At 73.2% G+C, this 16,236-nt stretch carries 14 protein-coding genes; 4 read left to right on the top strand and 10 right to left on the bottom strand.

Annotated elements, in window-relative coordinates; genetic code table 11:
- Positions 1–29: 29 nt before the first annotated feature.
- The 6 genes from ACG83_RS28765 to ACG83_RS44600 form a co-directional block, all read right to left on the bottom strand.
- Positions 30–1,145: a VWA domain-containing protein gene (locus ACG83_RS28765; protein WP_054569382.1), complete on the bottom strand. Its 1,116-nt coding sequence runs from the start codon at positions 1,143–1,145 to the stop codon at positions 30–32.
- The gene (locus tag ACG83_RS28760) at positions 1,145–2,197 is read right to left on the bottom strand and encodes a VWA domain-containing protein (protein WP_054569381.1); all 1,053 of its coding nucleotides are present in this window, start codon (positions 2,195–2,197) and stop codon (positions 1,145–1,147) included. Before ACG83_RS28760 ends, ACG83_RS28765 begins: the two co-directional genes overlap by 1 nt.
- Positions 2,194–3,081, bottom strand: a complete 888-nt coding sequence (locus ACG83_RS28755) for a DUF58 domain-containing protein (protein ID WP_054569380.1) — start codon at positions 3,079–3,081, stop codon at positions 2,194–2,196. The genes ACG83_RS28760 and ACG83_RS28755 overlap by 4 nt, the downstream gene beginning before the upstream one ends.
- Positions 3,081–4,166, bottom strand: coding sequence for a MoxR family ATPase (locus tag ACG83_RS28750; RefSeq protein ID WP_198955536.1), 1,086 nt, complete (start codon positions 4,164–4,166; stop codon positions 3,081–3,083). The genes ACG83_RS28755 and ACG83_RS28750 overlap by 1 nt, the downstream gene beginning before the upstream one ends.
- Positions 4,167–4,201: 35 nt before the next feature.
- Entirely contained in the window at positions 4,202–5,026 is an 825-nt protein-coding gene (locus ACG83_RS28745; RefSeq protein WP_054569379.1) for a S1C family serine protease, read from the bottom strand.
- Positions 5,027–5,227: 201 nt separating this feature from the next.
- Positions 5,228–5,482: a hypothetical protein gene (locus ACG83_RS44600; protein ID WP_152991541.1), complete on the bottom strand. Its 255-nt coding sequence runs from the start codon at positions 5,480–5,482 to the stop codon at positions 5,228–5,230.
- A 103-nt stretch (positions 5,483–5,585) separates the two neighbouring features.
- Here ACG83_RS44600 and ACG83_RS44595 point away from each other — a divergent pair, with 103 nt between their 5' ends.
- From ACG83_RS44595 to ACG83_RS28730, 3 genes are all read left to right on the top strand, one after another.
- Complete coding sequence (locus tag ACG83_RS44595; RefSeq protein WP_076827132.1) at positions 5,586–5,774, top strand: hypothetical protein; 189 nt, start codon at positions 5,586–5,588, stop codon at positions 5,772–5,774.
- The gene (locus tag ACG83_RS28735; RefSeq protein ID WP_054569377.1) at positions 5,764–6,429 is read left to right on the top strand and encodes a GPP34 family phosphoprotein; all 666 of its coding nucleotides are present in this window, start codon (positions 5,764–5,766) and stop codon (positions 6,427–6,429) included. Before ACG83_RS44595 ends, ACG83_RS28735 begins: the two co-directional genes overlap by 11 nt.
- Positions 6,430–6,613: 184 nt before the next feature.
- Positions 6,614–7,867: an ATP-binding protein gene (locus ACG83_RS28730; protein WP_054569376.1), complete on the top strand. Its 1,254-nt coding sequence runs from the start codon at positions 6,614–6,616 to the stop codon at positions 7,865–7,867.
- A 259-nt stretch (positions 7,868–8,126) separates the two neighbouring features.
- On the opposite strand, the gene ACG83_RS28725 is transcribed toward ACG83_RS28730, so the two are convergent.
- From ACG83_RS28725 to ACG83_RS28715, 3 genes are all read right to left on the bottom strand, one after another.
- Positions 8,127–9,263 (bottom strand): VCBS repeat-containing protein, encoded by a 1,137-nt coding sequence (locus ACG83_RS28725; RefSeq protein WP_054569375.1) that lies wholly within the window; start codon positions 9,261–9,263, stop codon positions 8,127–8,129.
- A gap of 33 nt (positions 9,264–9,296) precedes the next feature.
- A complete protein-coding gene (locus ACG83_RS28720; protein ID WP_054569374.1) occupies positions 9,297–9,590 on the bottom strand; it encodes a hypothetical protein in 294 nt (97 codons plus the stop codon).
- A gap of 105 nt (positions 9,591–9,695) precedes the next feature.
- Positions 9,696–12,929 carry an AAA family ATPase gene (locus ACG83_RS28715; protein WP_235498249.1) on the bottom strand — a complete coding sequence of 1,078 codons (3,234 nt, stop codon included), beginning with the start codon at positions 12,927–12,929 and terminating at the stop codon, positions 9,696–9,698.
- A 474-nt stretch (positions 12,930–13,403) separates the two neighbouring features.
- Here ACG83_RS28715 and ACG83_RS28710 point away from each other — a divergent pair, with 474 nt between their 5' ends.
- Positions 13,404–14,078, top strand: coding sequence for a GAP family protein (locus ACG83_RS28710; RefSeq protein WP_054569372.1), 675 nt, complete (start codon positions 13,404–13,406; stop codon positions 14,076–14,078).
- A gap of 260 nt (positions 14,079–14,338) precedes the next feature.
- Here the strand turns inward: ACG83_RS28710 and ACG83_RS28705 are convergent, their stop codons facing one another.
- A complete protein-coding gene (locus ACG83_RS28705; protein ID WP_054569371.1) occupies positions 14,339–16,210 on the bottom strand; it encodes an alkyl/aryl-sulfatase in 1,872 nt (623 codons plus the stop codon).
- Positions 16,211–16,236 lie beyond the last annotated feature (26 nt).

Here is a 16,236-nt window from a genome sequence, read left to right as displayed (position 1 = left end):
CTTGTCGTGCCGACGCGGACAGTTCCCCGTCATGTCACCGTGCCCGGGCGAGGCGGCTGGGGGCGGCGCAGGCGGTTCCACCACAGGGAGAGGGCGAGGGCCGCGGCGACGAGGAGGCCACCGATGCCGGCGAACCAGGAGGCGATGTCGCGGTGCTCGTGCGTCACGGTGATGGTGCGGGGCAGGTCGGTAAGGGCGTCCTGCAGCTCGTTCGCGTTCTGCGCGCGGTAGTAGGTGCCGCCGGTGGTGCTCGCGACCTGCTTCAGCGCGTCCTCGTCGATGGCCCGCGGGTCGCGTTCGCCGTTGCGGCCGCCGCCGAAGCCACCACCTCCGCCACCGAAGCCGCCGCCCCCGCCGAACCCGCCGCCGAATCCGAAGGCGTCGTCCCCGATCTGCGAGCTGTCGCAGACCATCGGCGCCGGTGTCGTCGTCCCGAAGCCGATCGTGTAGACCCGCAGGCGGCGGGCGGCGGCTTCCCCCGCGGCGGTCTGCGGGTCGACGCCCACGGTGTTGGCGCCGTCGGTGAGTACCACGATGACGTCCGCCGCGTACTCCCCGCCGACGCCGCCGGCCGGGACGTCCGCCCCGGTCGGGGGGACCGACGGGTCGACCTCGGCGATGGCGTCGATGGAGGTGAGGATTCCCTGGCCGATGGCGGTGCCGCGGGACGTCGTCAGGCTCTTCAGCGCGTCCAGCAGCTTGTCGGTGTCGTCGGTCGGCGGGACGAGCAGGCCGGCGGTGCCGGCGAAGGTGACCAGGCCGATGCGGGAGCCGCCCGGCTGGGCCCGGATGAAGTCGGTGGCCGCCTTCTCGGCGGCGGTGAGGCGGTTCGGGGACACGTCGGTGGAGCACATCGAGCCCGAGACGTCCAGCGCTAGCAGGATCGTCGTCGAGTTCGCCGCGATCGGGACGCTCGCCTGCGGGCGGGCGGCGCCGACGCCGAGCGTGGCCAGCCCGAGCACGAACAGGGCGACGGGGATGTGCCGCTGCCACCGTTTCCGGCCGGGCAGCGCCACCCGCAGCAGCGCGACGGACGTCACCCGGATGGCGGCCCGCCGCCGGCGGCGCCGGGCCAGCCAGGTGACGGCGGTCAGCAGCGGGACGACGAGCAGCGTCGCCAGCGCCCAGGGCCAGGTGAGGGACATCAGGCGACCCTTCCCGTGCGCAGGATCGTGGGGACCGCGCCGGCTGCCAGCAGCAGGACCGCGAAGGCGGTGAACGCCCCGGCCAGCGGCAGGTCCTCGTGCTGGGTGGTCCGCCGCAGGTCGATGGCCGAGGCGACGCCGTCCAGCTCGGAGGCCTGCGAGGCCGGGTGGTAGGAGCCGCCGGTCGTCTGGGCGATGGCCTTCAGCGTGTCCTCGTCCAGCGCGGTGTGCAGCCGGTAGCCGTCCACCTCGACGGTCGCGCCGGCGGTGGTGCCGACACCGACCGTCTCGACGTGCACCCCGGCGGCCTGGGCGGCCTCGGCGGCGGCCTCGGTCGCCCCCGCCGCGTCGGCGCCACCACCACCGGTGCTGCCGCCACTGCTACTGCCGCCGCTGCCGCCGCTGCCGCCGCTGCCGCCGGTGCCCGTGTTGGCGGCGGTGCCGCCGTCCTCGCCGTCGGAGAACAGCACGATGGTCGCCGAGCTCCAGTACCCCAGGTCCGGCGCGGAGCCGTCCGCGCCGAGCCGGACCGTGCGGCCCGTGATCGCCGACAGCGAGGTGAGGATCGCCTCCGCCAGCGAGGTGCCGCCGGTGACCTTCAGCCGGTCGATCGCCTCCTCGGCGGCGGCGTGGTCGGCGCTGGGCTGATGGGTGGTGAGCGCGCCGTCCTGGAACGCGACCACGCCCACGTCGACGCTGTCGGGCTGGGCGGCGACGAACGCGGCCGCCGCCTTCTTCGCCGCGTCCAGCCGGGTGGGCGTCACGTCGGTCGCGCCCATGCTGTTCGAGACGTCCACGGCGACGATCACCGTGCCCGCGGCGCGGGAGACGGGAACGGAGGCCGCCGGCCCCGCCGCCGCGAACGTGAGCACCGCGATTCCCGCGAGGCTGAGCCAGATCCCGAGCTGCGGCCCGCGGCGGCCCGCGGCGACGTCCACACCTGCCGCGGCGAGAGCGGTCCGACGCCGCCGCGCCGTCATCGTCGCGGCGACGGCGAGCGCGGCCACGACCAGCACGCCCGGAACGAGCAGCCAGGGGGCGGTGAGGCTCATGTGCGCCGCCACCGGGTGCTGGCGGCGACCCCGGCGAGGGCGGGGAGCAGGTCGCGGTCGGTGTCGATCCGGTGCAGCGGGACCCCGGCGCGGCGCATGCGGCCGGCCAGGTCCGCCTCACGTTCGGCCACCGCGTCGCGCAGCCGGGCGCGCAGCAGCGGGTCACCGGAGTCGACGAGCAGCTGCTCGCCGGTCTCGGCGTCCTCGACCAGGACGATTCCCACCTCCGGCAGGGCGTCGTCGGCGGCGTCCACGACGCGCAGGGCCACGACCTCGTGGCGGTGTGCCAGCCGCAGCAGCGGCCGATCCCAGCCGGCGGTGCCGATGAAGTCGGAGATGACGATGATCAGCGACCGGCGCCGGGCCAGGCGGGCCGCGGTGCCCAGCATCGCGGCGACGTCGGTGGTGCCCGCCTTCGGTGGTGCTGTGGCGGTGCGGGCCAGCTCGTGGCCGATGCGCAGCACCTGGCCACGGCCGGTGCCCGGTGGCACCACCCGGGTCGCGGCGCCGTCGTGGAGGACCGCGCCGACCCGGTTCCCGCCGCGCCCGAACAGCCGCGCCAGCACCAGCGCCAGCTCGGCCAGGACGTCGTGCTTCCCGCGGCCGGGGGCGCCGACGGTCATCGACGCCGTCCGGTCGAGCACGAGCCACAGGGTCAGCTCGCGGTCCTCGGTGAACTGGCGTACCTGCGGCTCGTTCAGCCGGGCGGTCGCGTTCCAGTCGATGCGGCGGGCGTCGTCGGTCTCGACATAGCCGCGCAGGCCGGCGAAGTCGAGGCCGGACCCGCGGTACGGCGTGCGGTAGGCGCCCAGCACCCGCCCGTCGAGACGGCGGACCACCTGCCATTCCAGCCGCAGCAGCAGCCGGTCGGGTGCGCCCGCCATCAGCGGGCCCGCAGCGGGACCTCGGGCATCGGCACCGCCCGCAGCACGCCGGCGATGACCGTGTCGGGGGCGACGTCGTCGGCCAGCGCCTCGTATGACAGCACGAGGCGGTGGCGCAGCACGTCGGGGACGAGCGCGTACAGGTCCTGCGGGACGGCGTAGTCCCGGCCGCGCAGGTAGGCCAGCGCCCGGGCGCCCAGCACGAGGGCGATCGACGCACGCGGGCTGGCGCCGTGGGTGACGTAGCGGTCCAGGTTGCCCAGCCCCACCGTGCTCAGCGAGCGGGTGGCGACGACGAGCCGCACCGCGTAGTCGACGATGGCCGGGTCGACGTACACGTCCTGGACCTGCGCCCGCATCCGCACCAGGTCCTCGGGGGTGAGGATCCGCTGGGTCGGCAAGGGGGGCCGCAGGGCCCGGTCGACGATGGCGTGCTCCTCCACCGGCGCCGGGTAGTGCACCAGGACCTTCATCATGAAGCGGTCGACCTGGGCCTCCGGCAGCGGATAGGTCCCCTCGGACTCGATCGGGTTCTGCGTCGCCAGGACCAGGAACGGGTCGGGGACGGGGTAGGTCTCGCGCCCGATCGTCACCTGGCGCTCCTGCATCACCTCCAGCAGCGCGCTCTGCACCTTCGCCGGGGCCCGGTTGATCTCGTCGGCGAGCAGCAGGTTGGTGAAGACCGGGCCGAGCGTCGTCTCGAACTCCCCGGTGTGCTGGCGGTAGACCCGGGTGCCGACCAGGTCGGCGGGCAGCAGGTCCGGGGTGAACTGGATCCGCTGGAACTGCCCGCCGACCGCGCTGGCCAGCGACTTCACCGCCAGCGTCTTCGCCAGCCCCGGTACGCCCTCGACCAGCAGATGGCCGCCGGCGAGCAGTCCGATCGCCATGCGCTCCAGCAGCACGTCCTGCCCGACGATCGTGCGTTTCACCTCGAACAGCACCTGCTCGAGCGGGCTGGCCGCGCCGCGGGAGGGGGCGGGTGCCGGGGTGGGCACGGGCACGGGTGCGGCCATGGGGGTGCCGCTGCCGGTGCCCCCGCCGGCCGTTCCAGCGGGCCTGCTGACGTCGGCGTCCTGTGTCATGGTCTCTGTCGATACCTTTCGTGACCTTGGTGACGTCAGATCCGCGGCCCGCGGCCGCCACCGGGCCCGGAGCCGCCACCGCCGCTGCTCAGGGCGCTGGAGATGGGCACGGCGAAACCGATGCCGGCGAACGCCTCGTCCTTGCCGGGGTCGGCGATGGAGACGACGATCCCGACGACCAGGCCGTCGGCGTCGAGCAGCGGGCCCCCGGAGCTGCCGGCGTTCACTGCGGCGTCGAACTGGATCAGCCCGGACAGCTCGCCGCTCTCCGTGGCCGTCGAGGGCGCGGTGCGATCCAGGCCCGACACGACGCCGGAGGAGACGCTGAACGTCAGCCCGAGCGGGTTGCCCAGCGCGATCACCTCGCCGCCGACCTCGACGCGGCTGCCGAGCGTGGCCGGCACGACCGGCTGCGGCAGTGTCGCCGGTGTGAGCATCGCGGTGTCGGTCTCCGGGTCGGTCGAGGCGACCGTGGCGGTGGACCGGGTCCCGTCGGAGAAGGTGAGGCTGATCGCGCCGCCGTCGGCGACGACGTGGCTGGCGGTGAGGACGCTGCCGTCGCCCGCCACGATCACCCCGGAGCCGACCGTCCCGTGCTCTGTCCGCACCACCACCACGGACGGCACGACCCGCTGGTAGACGTCCGCCACGCTGGGGGACGGGCTCGCGCTGGGGCTCGCCGACGGCGTCGGGACGGTGCCTGCCCGTGCCTGCGGGCTCCCGCCGGGCCGGGACGCGAGCACGGCGACCACCACGGCGAGCGTGACGATCGTGACGGCGGAGGCGATCAGCAGGGTGTGTATGCCGCGTAACCCGAAGGCGCGCCCGGCGGCCGCTCGGGGCTCGGGCCCGGACGTCATGGTCCTTACGCTAAGGCCCATTGCTGAGCAGCACCTGAACAACTGCTGTGTATCGGGCGGACCGCTCAGGAGGCGAGACGCGCCTGTCCGGCCCGGTCACCGTCAGGCCCCGTGCCTTCGCCTCGGCGACACCCGCCACCCCAGGCCACCTCGGGTGAGCTCAACGAGAGCCCGTGGGACGTCACCGCCATCCCGGCCGGCCTACGGTTCGACGAACGGTGAGCACGGCGCTTCCTGGGATCCGTAGGCCTCGCGGAAACGCGCATGCAGCCAGGTCGGATTGTTGATCTGGTCCCAGTCGCCGAAAGTGTGAGCCTGCGTGGCGAAGGCGATCCCGTCATGGGCCCCCCGCACGGCCCACGGCGCGAATGCGCCCCGGCCTTCAGCGGTCCAGGCGGCCAGGCGCTGACGGGTCACGGCATCCGACAGGCCGTACTCGCTGCCCCGGGAAAGCATGGAGCATTCCCGGAAACCGCCGTGCCGGGTGTGATAAGGGCTCTGATTGAACCGAGTGCGGCCCGCGGCTTCTCGCGTCCATCCACGGCGGCGAGCCCGGCTCATGACCGCTCCCAGCAGCATCCACGCCGCTGCGGCGATGATCGTCCTGGTGGCCGCCGTCGACGGCTTCGGCACCGGCATGAACATCCGGGAGGTGCTCGGCACGCAGGCCTGGCCGTGTGCCGGGGCTGTCGCCTGCGGTACTGGCCGCGTGGGCGTGGCGTTGTATTCACATTCGTGTGAATCCTGACCTGCCCACCTCGCTGCCTGCGAAGCTTTATCTCCTGGCCTACAACCTGGAGAAGGACCAGATGTACGCCAACCGGCGTCTCGGCCGGGCCCTGCGGGCTGCGGCGCTGGTCGAACTGGAGACGGACGGATGGCTCACCGACGACGGTGGGCTGGTCCGGGTGGCCGCGGACCTGCCGCCCGGGCGAGGGGAGCCGACGCCGCGGGGCGGGGCCGGGCGCGCCGATCCGCTCGTCGCCGCGGTCTACCGCCAGATCAGCGAGGCTCCCGCCCCGCGAGCCTGGGTGGACTGGATCGACCACGACCACCGCTGCGCAGTGGTCGAGACCCGTGACGACCTGGAGTCGGCGGGCTGGCTGCGGGTGGCCCGGGGGCGGGTGCTCTCCGTGATCCCGACGTCCGCGGTCGTGCTCCTCGACCGGCCTCGGGTGCGGGAGCTGAATCGCGCCGCCGGTCCGGTGCTGCGCGGTGAGGTCACCTCGCAGGCCGCCCCGGCGGACCTGGTCGCGCTGGTGGCGCTGGCGGCGGCCGCCGATGTGATCACACTGGTGAACGTCAGCCAACGCAGGGCGTTCGCCGACCGGATCGCCACGCTCACCGTCCTGGCCGGCCCCGCGGCGGCCGCGCTCGCCGGCCGACGTCCCGCGCGGGGGTGAGGATCCCCGGACGGGACGTCGGCCCGGCTCGGTCGCATCCGTCGCCGGGTGCACTGGTCGAGGCCAAGCACCAACTTCGGTGCCGATGCCCTGGTGCTCAGCCTGCGCAATGCCCCGCAAAACGTGTACTCGAAGGCCCGCAGAACTTGTACTACAGGCCCCGCAAAACATGTAGTGTTGCTGTATGCCCATGTCAGGGTACGTTCCGCGGATCGCCGACGGTCCGCTGGCGAACCTGCTCACCGAGCTGCCTGCGGTCATGGTCACGGGCCCGCGTGCGGCGGGGAAGACGACCTCGGCCAGGCGGATCGCCGGCGACGTTCTGCGGCTCGACGACCCCGCGGTCGCCGCGGCGGTCGCGGCGAATCCGGATGCGGCCCTGCGCCGGGTGAGCGAGCCGGTCCTCCTCGACGAGTGGCAGGAGGTGCCGGAGGTCCTGGGCGCGGTCAAGCGTGCGGTCGATGAAGATCCCAGACCCGGCCGGTTCCTCCTCACGGGCAGCGTCGAGGCGGAATTCACCACCCGCCAGTGGCCCGGCACGGGGCGGGTCGTCCGGCTGGTGCTGCACGGCCTGACCGAGCGGGAGATCGCCGGTGCGGTCGACCAGCCGAGCCTGCTCGAACTGCTCCTCGCCGGCGATCTCTCCCGCCTGAGCGTCTCCGGTCCGCCGCCGAGCCTGGACGACTATGTGGACCTGGCGCTGCGCAGCGGCTTTCCCCAGGCCGCCCTGCACCTGAGCGCGCGTGGGCGGCTCGCCTGGCTGGACGCCTATGTCGACCATGTCGTCACCCGCGATGTGGCCGCCGCGGGGGAGCAGCGCGACCCCGTCCGGCTGCGCCGCTATCTCGAGGTGCTGGGGCTTTCGACGGCCGGGCTTCCCGCCGACGGCACGCTCTGCCAGGCCGCCGAGATCAACCAGCGGACGGCGGACGCCTACGACCGGATCCTGGGCGCGCTGTACCTGCTCGACCTCGTTCCCGCCTGGTCGACGAACCGTCTGCACAGGCTGACCAAACGGGCGAAGCGGTATCTGACCGATCCCGCCCTCGCGCTCGCCGCAGCCCGGGTGGATGAGCAGAGCGTCCTGCGTGACGGGGATCTGCTCGGCCGGATCCTCGACACCTTCGTCGTGGCTCAGCTGCGACCGGAGGTCACGCTGCTGCACCCGCGTGCCCGGCTGCACCACATCCGCTCCCGCGACGGGCAGGAGGTCGACATCGTCATCGACCTCGGCCGGGGCCAGGTGATCGCGATCGAGATCAAGGCATCCTCGGCGCCGTCGGCCCGGGACGCCCGTCATCTCGCCTGGCTACGCGATCAGCTCGGTGCGGACTTCCGCGCGGGAGTCGTGTTCCACACCGGTCCGCTTCCCTTCGACCTCGGCGACCGGATCTGGGCCCTGCCCATCAGCGCCCTGTGGGCCGCCCGCGTCGGTTAGCCGTGGCTGGCCGTGGCCGGCTCGTTCGGGTCCTCGAAGCGTGTGAGGGCGATGTGCGGCCGGCTGCGTGAGCGGACCCCGGCTTGGGATACAGCCGATACGCAGCACGCCGAAGCCCCGGGTCCGCCGTGGTGCGGCGAACGCGGGGCGCGGGCCGGTGGGCTGCGGGGCGCTCAGCCGCAGCGGGTGACGCCGAACAGGACATCGAGGTCGAGACGGAAGCAGCAGTCGTGCACGGCACAGTGGGCCCGGGAAAAGATCAGGGCCAGTATGCGATGCCTAGTGCGTAGTTTCCCATCGGAAAGTTGTCGTGCCATTTTTCGCTGTTTCCGAAGTACCGGACGACACCAGTCCGGGGCGTCCAGAAGTAGGTGCTGAGCGCGACCAGAACGTCATTGTCGGGACCGGCGGTGTAGACCAGGATGTCGTCGCGGCCGTCACCGTTGACGTCGCCCACTCCCGGGTATGCCGGCTTGGCCGCGAAGTTGTCCTGCCACTTCGTCGTCGCGGAGAACCCACTGCCCGTCGACAGTGCTACGTACACGTCGGCCGCGGCGTCGTGGGTGAAGGTCACTATGTCGTCCCGGCCGTCACCGTTGAAATCCCCGACCGCGGGATACCCGCTGCCGCCCGCGAAACTGTCATGCCACAGCACGGCGGGATCGAACCCGTAACCGGTCGACACCGAGACATACACGTCCGCGGTGGTGCCTCGGGTGAAGAAGGCGAGATCGTCCAGGCCGTCGCCGTTGAAGTCTCCCACCTCGGGCGCTGTTCCAGTCCCGGCGGGAAACGCGTCGGCCACGGTCTGGAAGGAATCGAAACCGGTACCGGTCGACAGCGCGAACCGGACGGTGCCGGCCGCGGGGCCGACGGTGACGAAGGCCGCGACATCGGCCCGGCCGTCGCCGTTGAAGTCGCCGACCGCCGGTACGACCGCCAGGTCGTCAGCGGTCACCAGCTGCCCGGCCGGCAGGGAGTCCTGCCAGCCGGGCGAGTCGACGAACGTGGAGCCGGTACTGAGCCAGACGCGGACCACACCGGCATCGCCCTTCCGCGCGGTGATGGTCACAAGGTCGTCGAGGCCGTCTCCGTCGGCGTCGCCGACCAGCGTCAGATCGTCCGGCCCGCGCGGCGTGTCCGCCCAGCGCTCCCGCACCCCGAAGGTCTGCAACGAGCTCCACTGCGCCGGCAGGACAGTACTCAGGGCGACTTCCACGCCGTTGGTCTGCTGGTCGAAGGAAAGGATGTCGTCCCGCCCGTCACCATTGAAATCGCCACTGCGGTTCGCGAAACCGGAGACCGACGTAGACGCCGCGGCGCTGTCGGCGACGGCCCAGCTGGCCGACCACAGAACAGCGGCGACCAGCGCGATCCGGCCTGCCTGAAGCCTCATTGCCTGTTTGGACCTTTCGAGCCAGGGGGCTGATCAACGAGTCGGCCGGCTGACGTAGGCGCGGGCGACGTCGATCCCGATGACCTCGGGCCGGCCGGCGGGCTCGGGGCCCAGTGCGCGGGCCAGCGCCGGGCCCAGCGCCGTCGCGAAGAACTCGTCCGCGTGCGCCTTCGACTCCCACAGGGCGACGACACGCAGCCTGCCGTCGGGGCCCGTCCCGACATAGCGCTCCCGGAGCCCGGCGGGCTCCGCGCCCACCTGGGCGAACACGGCGTCGGCCTGCTCGACCGTCTCGAACGGCGGAATGGCGATGGTGATCCACTGCATTTCTGGTTCCTCCCGAATTCCTTGGCTCTTTTCGTCTTCCGGCCCGGGGAGGGCTGGCGACGGGAGGAACGTTAGGCGGGAGGCGGCGCTGTGACGTCCGCCGAACTACTCAGCGGGCATACTCATCCGCTGCTCATCGCGTGAGTTACGGACGACCCAGGCGGCGATCTGGCTGCGCGCGCGGAAACCGAGCTTGGTGAGTATGTGCTGGACGTGGTTCTGCGCGGTGCGCTCGGAGATGACGAGCCGTGCCGCGATCTGCCGGTTGGTCAGGCCCTCGGCGACCAGGCGGGCGACCTCCCGCTCCCGCGGGCTCAGCATTTCCTCCCCGGGATCCGGCACCAGCTCCGCGGCAGCGGGTCCGCCGACCACGGCAGACCCTCCGGCCACGGCAGACCCTCCGACTGCGACAGACCCTCCGAGCGTGGCGGATTCGCCGACCGACGCAGGCAGGTGGATGTCAGCGGGTGAGCGGGCGCCGTTGGGCGTGCCGGCATCGCCGAGGTCGGCGACCAGTGCCGAGGTCAGGCCGGTGTAGGCCGTCATGCCGAGGACCTGTGCGACGCGGTTGGCATCGCGGGCGGCCGCGACGGCCAGGTCCCGGTCGCCGGGCGCGCCGCGAGCCAGCAGCGCGGTCGCCAGGTGGTATCGCGCCTGGGCCGCGAAGCCGGGCGCACCGGCGCGGCCCGCGATCCCGGCCGCGGTGGTCAGGTCGTCGACGGCCTGGTCGAGCCGGCCGAGGGTGAGCGCGCCGCGCCCCAGCGCCAGCTCCACCGGACCCAGGTAGGAGACCCCGCCGCCGCTGGCGTGCTCGCCGCGGAACGCCTGGAGCCGCTCGAGCAGGCCGTCGAGCTCGTCGGCCCTCCCGAGCCCCGCGGTGACGAGTCCGGCGACCGTGAGCACGGCGTACACCTGGCCAGGCAGGACGAAGAACGCCGGCAGCGACCACGAGGCGGGCGGCCCGGCGAGCTCGTACGTCGCCGCGGCCGCCTCCGGCTGCCCGGCGATGAGGAACATGGCCGCCCGGGTGAGCGGGGCCATCGTCCGGAAGCGGGGCGGCGGCTCGAACGTCTGCAGCAGGACCGCCTTCGCCTCGCTGTCCGCCTCGCTGCCGGCCTCGGCCTCGGCCCCGGCCCCGGCGCTGAAGCCGCTGCCGACGCCGGTGCCGGCGCCGAGGCCGAGGTGGCAGGCGAGCGCGTAGGTGAGCGCCATGTAGGCGCCGCCGGCCGGTGCGGGTTCGATGACACGCATCCGGTCGAACCCGCGCCGCCCGGCCGCGAGCGCCTCGGCGTAGCGGCCCCGCGCCTGGGCGACGCACGCGGTGGCCCGGTCACGGTGCCAGGCACTGACCGGTCCGCCGACCTGCTCGACAGCTGCTCGCAGCCCGGCGAGCTCATCGGCTGCCGCCGGAAGCTGGCCGCTCTCGACCAGTGCCTCGATTCGCCACAGCTCGCCCCACATGGCTGTTCGGGCACTGTTCGTCCGCCGGGAGAGCGCCAGCATCTCGGTGGCCAGCGCAAGCCGTTCCTCCCGGCCCGCCGGCCCCGGGCAGGCTTCCTGCCGGGCGCGCAGCGCGGCGGTGAGCGCCTGGTCGTCACCACACCTGCGGGCGAGCGTGAGCGCCTCGGCGCTCTGGCTCGCCAGCTGGTCCTGCTCGCCGGCGTAGAACGCGAGGTGGGCACGCTGGGCCAGCAGCCGGGCGCGCAACGCCACCGTCGGGTCCTCGGACACCGCGGTCGCGGCTGCTGTGCCAGTGGCCGCTGTGGCTGTGCCCAGCCGGGCGAGGGCCTCCTCGCAGAGCTGGTGGGCGAGCGCGTTGACGTCCTGCCCCGGCGCCGCCTCGAGCACCAGCGCGGCGTCGGCGAGCAGATCGGGCCGTCCGGCCGCGCGTGCCGCGTCGGCCGCCCGGGCGGCGGCGTCCAGGCAGCCAGCCAGATCACCGGCCAGGTAGCTGGCCCGGCCGAGCGCGACCAGCAGGTGGCACCGCTCGGTGTCAGTCGTCGAGCTCTGGCCGAAGGCGAGAGCGGCCCGGTACAGTCGTGTGCCCTCCTCGTGGGCGAGGCGGCGCACCGCCTCATCGGCGGCCCGTGCCGTCCAGCCGCGGGCCACCTCGGCCTCGGCCGCGCCGTAGGGTGCGAGCTGCGCCCAGTGCCGCGCGATGTCCGCGAGGTGCTCGGCCGGATCGTCCGCGAACCGGTCCGCGAGGGCGGTGGCAACCGCGCGGTGCAGGCTGGCCGCTTCCGGGCCGGCGAGTGACGCCTCGACGGCGTCCCTGGTGAGCACGTGCACGAACTGGAACTCGCCGGCGCCGAGCCGGTCGAGCAGGCCATGCGCGACCGCCTCGTCGGCCAGCCGCAGGCACTCCTCGACGGGCTCGCCGATCACCGTGGCGACGAGCGCGATCCCGAAACGCCGGCCGGCGACGGCGGCCGCCTGCACCAGCCGGCGGCACTGTGGACCGACCCGGTCGAGCCGGGCGCCGACGGCGTCGAGCACGGTGCGCGGGGGCTGCTCCGGTCGCCAGGTGCCGTCCACCACCGCCCGCCCGATCTCCCGGACGAACAGCGGGTTCCCAGCGGTGACCTCAAGCACCAGCCGCGCCGTCGCCGACGCCGTCATCTCGGCCTCGGCCTCGTCGTCGTCGGCGTCGTCGTCGGCGTTGGCGTCGGCCTCGTCGGCGGTGGCGGTGGCGGTGGACTCGCCGTCGGACGCGGCGACCTCCGTCCCCGAGGCCGTCATACGCCGCAGCTGTTCGCTGACCTCCGCCAGGTCGAATCCCCGTAGGTCGAGACGCACGGCGGCCGGTGACCGCAGTAGATCAGGCAACACGCGGGCGAGTGCGCCGGCCGGTTCGCGGTCACGGAAGGTGGCGAGGATCAGCAGCTGCGCGTCGGCCACCTGGTCGGCAAGATGGCGCAGGACGAGCAGAGAAGGCTCGTCGGCGCGGTGGATGTCGTCGAGGACCACGGTCAGCCCACCCCGGGCCGCGATGCCACCGACTGCGTCGGCGACGCCCTCGAACACCCGGAACCTGTCCTGCGGCGACTGCGCCTCGCCGCGCCCCAGCACACCGTCGGGATCGACGCCGAGGGACCGCAGCACCTGGCGCCACGGCCAGAAGGCGGGTGCGCCCTCCGTCTCGGCGCAGCGACCCCACGCCACGGCGCACCCGCCGGCCAGGGCCATCCCGGCCAGCTCGCGCGCCAGTCGGGTCTTCCCGATTCCCGCCTCGCCCGCGCACAGCACCAGACGACCGGCGCCGCCGTCAGCCGACCTCAGCCATCCGCGCAGCGCCGCGATCTCCCGCCTGCGCCCGACGATCGCGTCGGGCGCAGGCACGCCGCGGGCTGGCACCTCGCTCGCTTCGGCACGATCATCCACCGGCTCAGTGTGCACGGCGGGCCGGCGGTTGCGGGCTGACCCGCCACGGATGGTGGCTTGGCGAGGTGGTCACGCGCGTTGGAGTCGGCCGCCGGACGGGCGGCGGGAGACGGTTCACGGCCACCGGGCGGGTGCGGGGGTGGCTCGGGCCCGAGCTGGTCCCGCGAGGGCGGATCGTCGGTCACCGTCGCCTGCCCTCGCTTCCGGTGCCTGCTTCCGGCTCCTCGGCCGGTGGCTGGCCGGTTCTGAGCGGGCCGCCCGCCACGCTGGGATACTTGGAGTGGTAGATCGAGTTCGAAGAGTAGTCATCGATTGGATGGGTGCAAGTCCGGAGGAGGGCGGCCAGCGCCGTGGGAGGGCAACCTGCAGCTCTGACAGGCCCGGTGCGAGGGCCGCTCCGGACGGCCCATCGCCGGAGCGAAATGTCCGGTCGTGGGTGAGGCGGCGGAGGCGCTCCTGCCGCTGGCGGTCGGAGCGGCGATCAGCCCGTTGCCGATCGTCGCGATGATCCTGCTGCTGGGCGCGCCGCGGGCGCGGGCGAGTGGGCCGGCCTTCGCGGTCGGCTGGCTGGTGGGGCTGTGCGCTGTCGCCGCGATCGCCCTGGCCGTCGCGGACGGCCGCGACTACAGCGCTCACAGCGGTCCCACGGCAGCGGTGCGGGTGATCAAGGGATGTCTCGGGGTGCTGTTCCTGTGGCGCGCGGCCCAGCTGTGGCGGCACCGTCCGGACGGGCGGCACCCGGCGCCCCAGCCGACCTGGATGGCGACGATCCAGAGCTTCGGCCCGCGGCGGTCGGCGAGGCTCGGCGCGCTGGTGGCGGCTGCCAACCCGAAGAACCTGTCGTTGACCGTGACCGCCGCGGCCGTGGTCGCCCAGAGCGGGGTGTCCGGGCTGACCCAGGCCGGCGCGCTCGCGGTCTATGCGCTGCTCGGCACGGTGGGCATCCTGACACCGCTGGTCGCCTACCTCGCGCTGGGCGAACGGGCGAGGGTGCCGCTCGACGAGTGGCGGCGGTGGATGGTGGCGCACAACGGGCCGGTCATGATGGTGCTGTTCCTCCTGCTCGGCGCCCTGCTGCTCGGAAAGGCGATCGGCGGTGGCCGCTGACCGGCGGGGAGCTGCCCGTGACCGGCGGGGAGCTGCCCGCCATCGGCCGCAGCTGGCGATCTCCCTGCGCGGCTATGAGCTCCGCTCCGCTGGTGGCGTGCCGTGGCACCTGGGCCGGCAATTCATGACAAGAGCGACAAAAGGCCCGCAGAATCGCCTGATAATCCGCAAGAAGTGAGGGTTTTGGTCGTTGGGGCAGCCGAAATCCTCCTTCCTTGCTTGCCGGCAATGCCAACGACAGGTGTCGGATCAGGGGCGGATCAGGGTTCGACGATGTTGAAACCGGGGTCGCCGGGGTCGAGGACGCCGAGCAGCTGCCGCAGGGTCCGCTCGTCGCCGTCGAGTGAGAGCCCGGCGCCGCGGGCGGCGTCGAGGCGGCCCGCGGCCACCGCCGCCATCGCCGCCCGGGGCAGGGTGATCGTGAGTGAGACGTCGCCTGCCCCGCCGCGCACCGCGGTGAGGACGCCGTTGGTCAGCGTCGTGCGGAAGGACGACCCGTCCGGCCCGTCGTCGGGGAACACCCAGCGGATCGCCAGGTCGAGATGCCACGCCTCGGGCCCGTTCACCTGCACCGACAGCGCGTCGAGGAACATCTCCGGTGGCAGCTGGGCAAGCAGGTCGGGGGCGCTGGTCACGGTCGGTGTGCCGAAGTTGCCGTCCCGCAGCTCCTGCGCCCCGGAAAGGTAGCAGTTGCGCCACGTGCCGTTCTCACAGCCGAACCCGAGCTGTTCGAGCACGTCCGCGAGCAGGGCCCGGCCTTCCTTGTGGTCGGGCTCGGCGAACACGACATGGTCGAGCACCTGCGCGGCCCACCGAAGGTCGCCCTCGTCGCCGCAACGGCGCGCCTTGTCGACCACGGCGTCGGCGCCGCCCATGAACTCGACGTAGCGGCGTGCCGCCTCCGCCGGGGGATGCTGCCACAACCGGGCCGGATTCCCGTCGTACCAGCCCATGTAGCGCTGGTAGACCGCCTTGACGTTGTGGCTCACCGAGCCGTAATAGCCGTGTGCATGCCAGGCACGCCGCAGGGCTGGCGGCAGCTCGACCATCTCGGCGATCTCCGCCCCGGTCCAGCCCTTGTTGATGAGCCGGACCGTCTGGTCGTGCTGGTACGCGTACAGGTCACGCTGCAGCCGAAGGAACTCGACGACGTTGTCCGCGCCCCAGGTCGGCCAGTGGTGCGACGCGAAGACGACGTCCACGCCCGAAGCGCCGCCGGCGCTGTCAGCGCCTGCGGTGAACATCTCGATGGCCTCGGTCAGGTAACGGGCCCAGGAACGCGGGTCGCGCACCAGCGCCCCGCGCAGCGTCAGCACGTTGTGCAGGGTGTGGGTGGCGTTCTCGGCGATGCACAGCGCCCGCCGTGCGGGGAGCAGGAAGTGCATCTCCGCCGGTGCCTCGGAGTTCGGCGCCAGCTGGAACACCATCCGCACCCCGTCGACGGTCAGCTCCTGGCCCGTCCGGGTGATGTCGACGGTGGGCGGGATGAGACTCACCGTCCCGGTCGAGGTCGTCTGCCCCAGCCCGGCCCCGACCCCGCCCCGGGGCCCGCGGGGCAGCGCCGCGCCGTACATGTAGCCGGCCCGGCGGGCCATCGCCGTGCCCGCGTAGACGTTCTCCGCGATCGCGTGCTCCAGGAACCCCTGCGGCGCGATCACCGGCACCCGGCCGGCGTCGACGTCCGCCTCGTCGACGACGCCCTTCACCCCGCCGAAGTGGTCGGCGTGGCTGTGCGTGTAGATCACACCGGTGACCGCCCGGTCGCCGCGCTGCGACCGGTAGAGCTTCATCGCCGCCCGCGCGGTCTCCACCGACAACAGCGGATCGATGACGACGACGCCCGTGTCGCCCTCCACGAACGTGACGTTCGACAGGTCCAGGCCCCGCACCTGGTAGATACCGGGCACGACCTCGAACAGCCCCTGGCGGGTGACCAGCGACGACTGCCGCCACAGGCTCCGGTGCACCGAGTCGGCGCCGTCACCACGCAGGAAGGACGCATAGGAGTCGTTGTCCCAGACCACCGCGCCGTGGTCGTCCTCGACCACCCCGGGGTCCAGTGCCGCGATCAGCCCCCGCTCCGCGTCGGCGAAGTCCTGCCGGTCCTCGAAGGGAAGACCCGGATCACCCATGCCGCACCTCCCAGGTCGTGCGCGCC

The organism is Frankia sp. R43, assembly GCF_001306465.1.
GTDB classification, from domain to species: Bacteria; Actinomycetota; Actinomycetes; order Frankiales; family Frankiaceae; genus Parafrankia; species Parafrankia irregularis.
The sequence above is the reverse complement of the archived record's forward strand: the minus strand, read 5'-3'. Positions and strand labels throughout refer to the sequence as shown.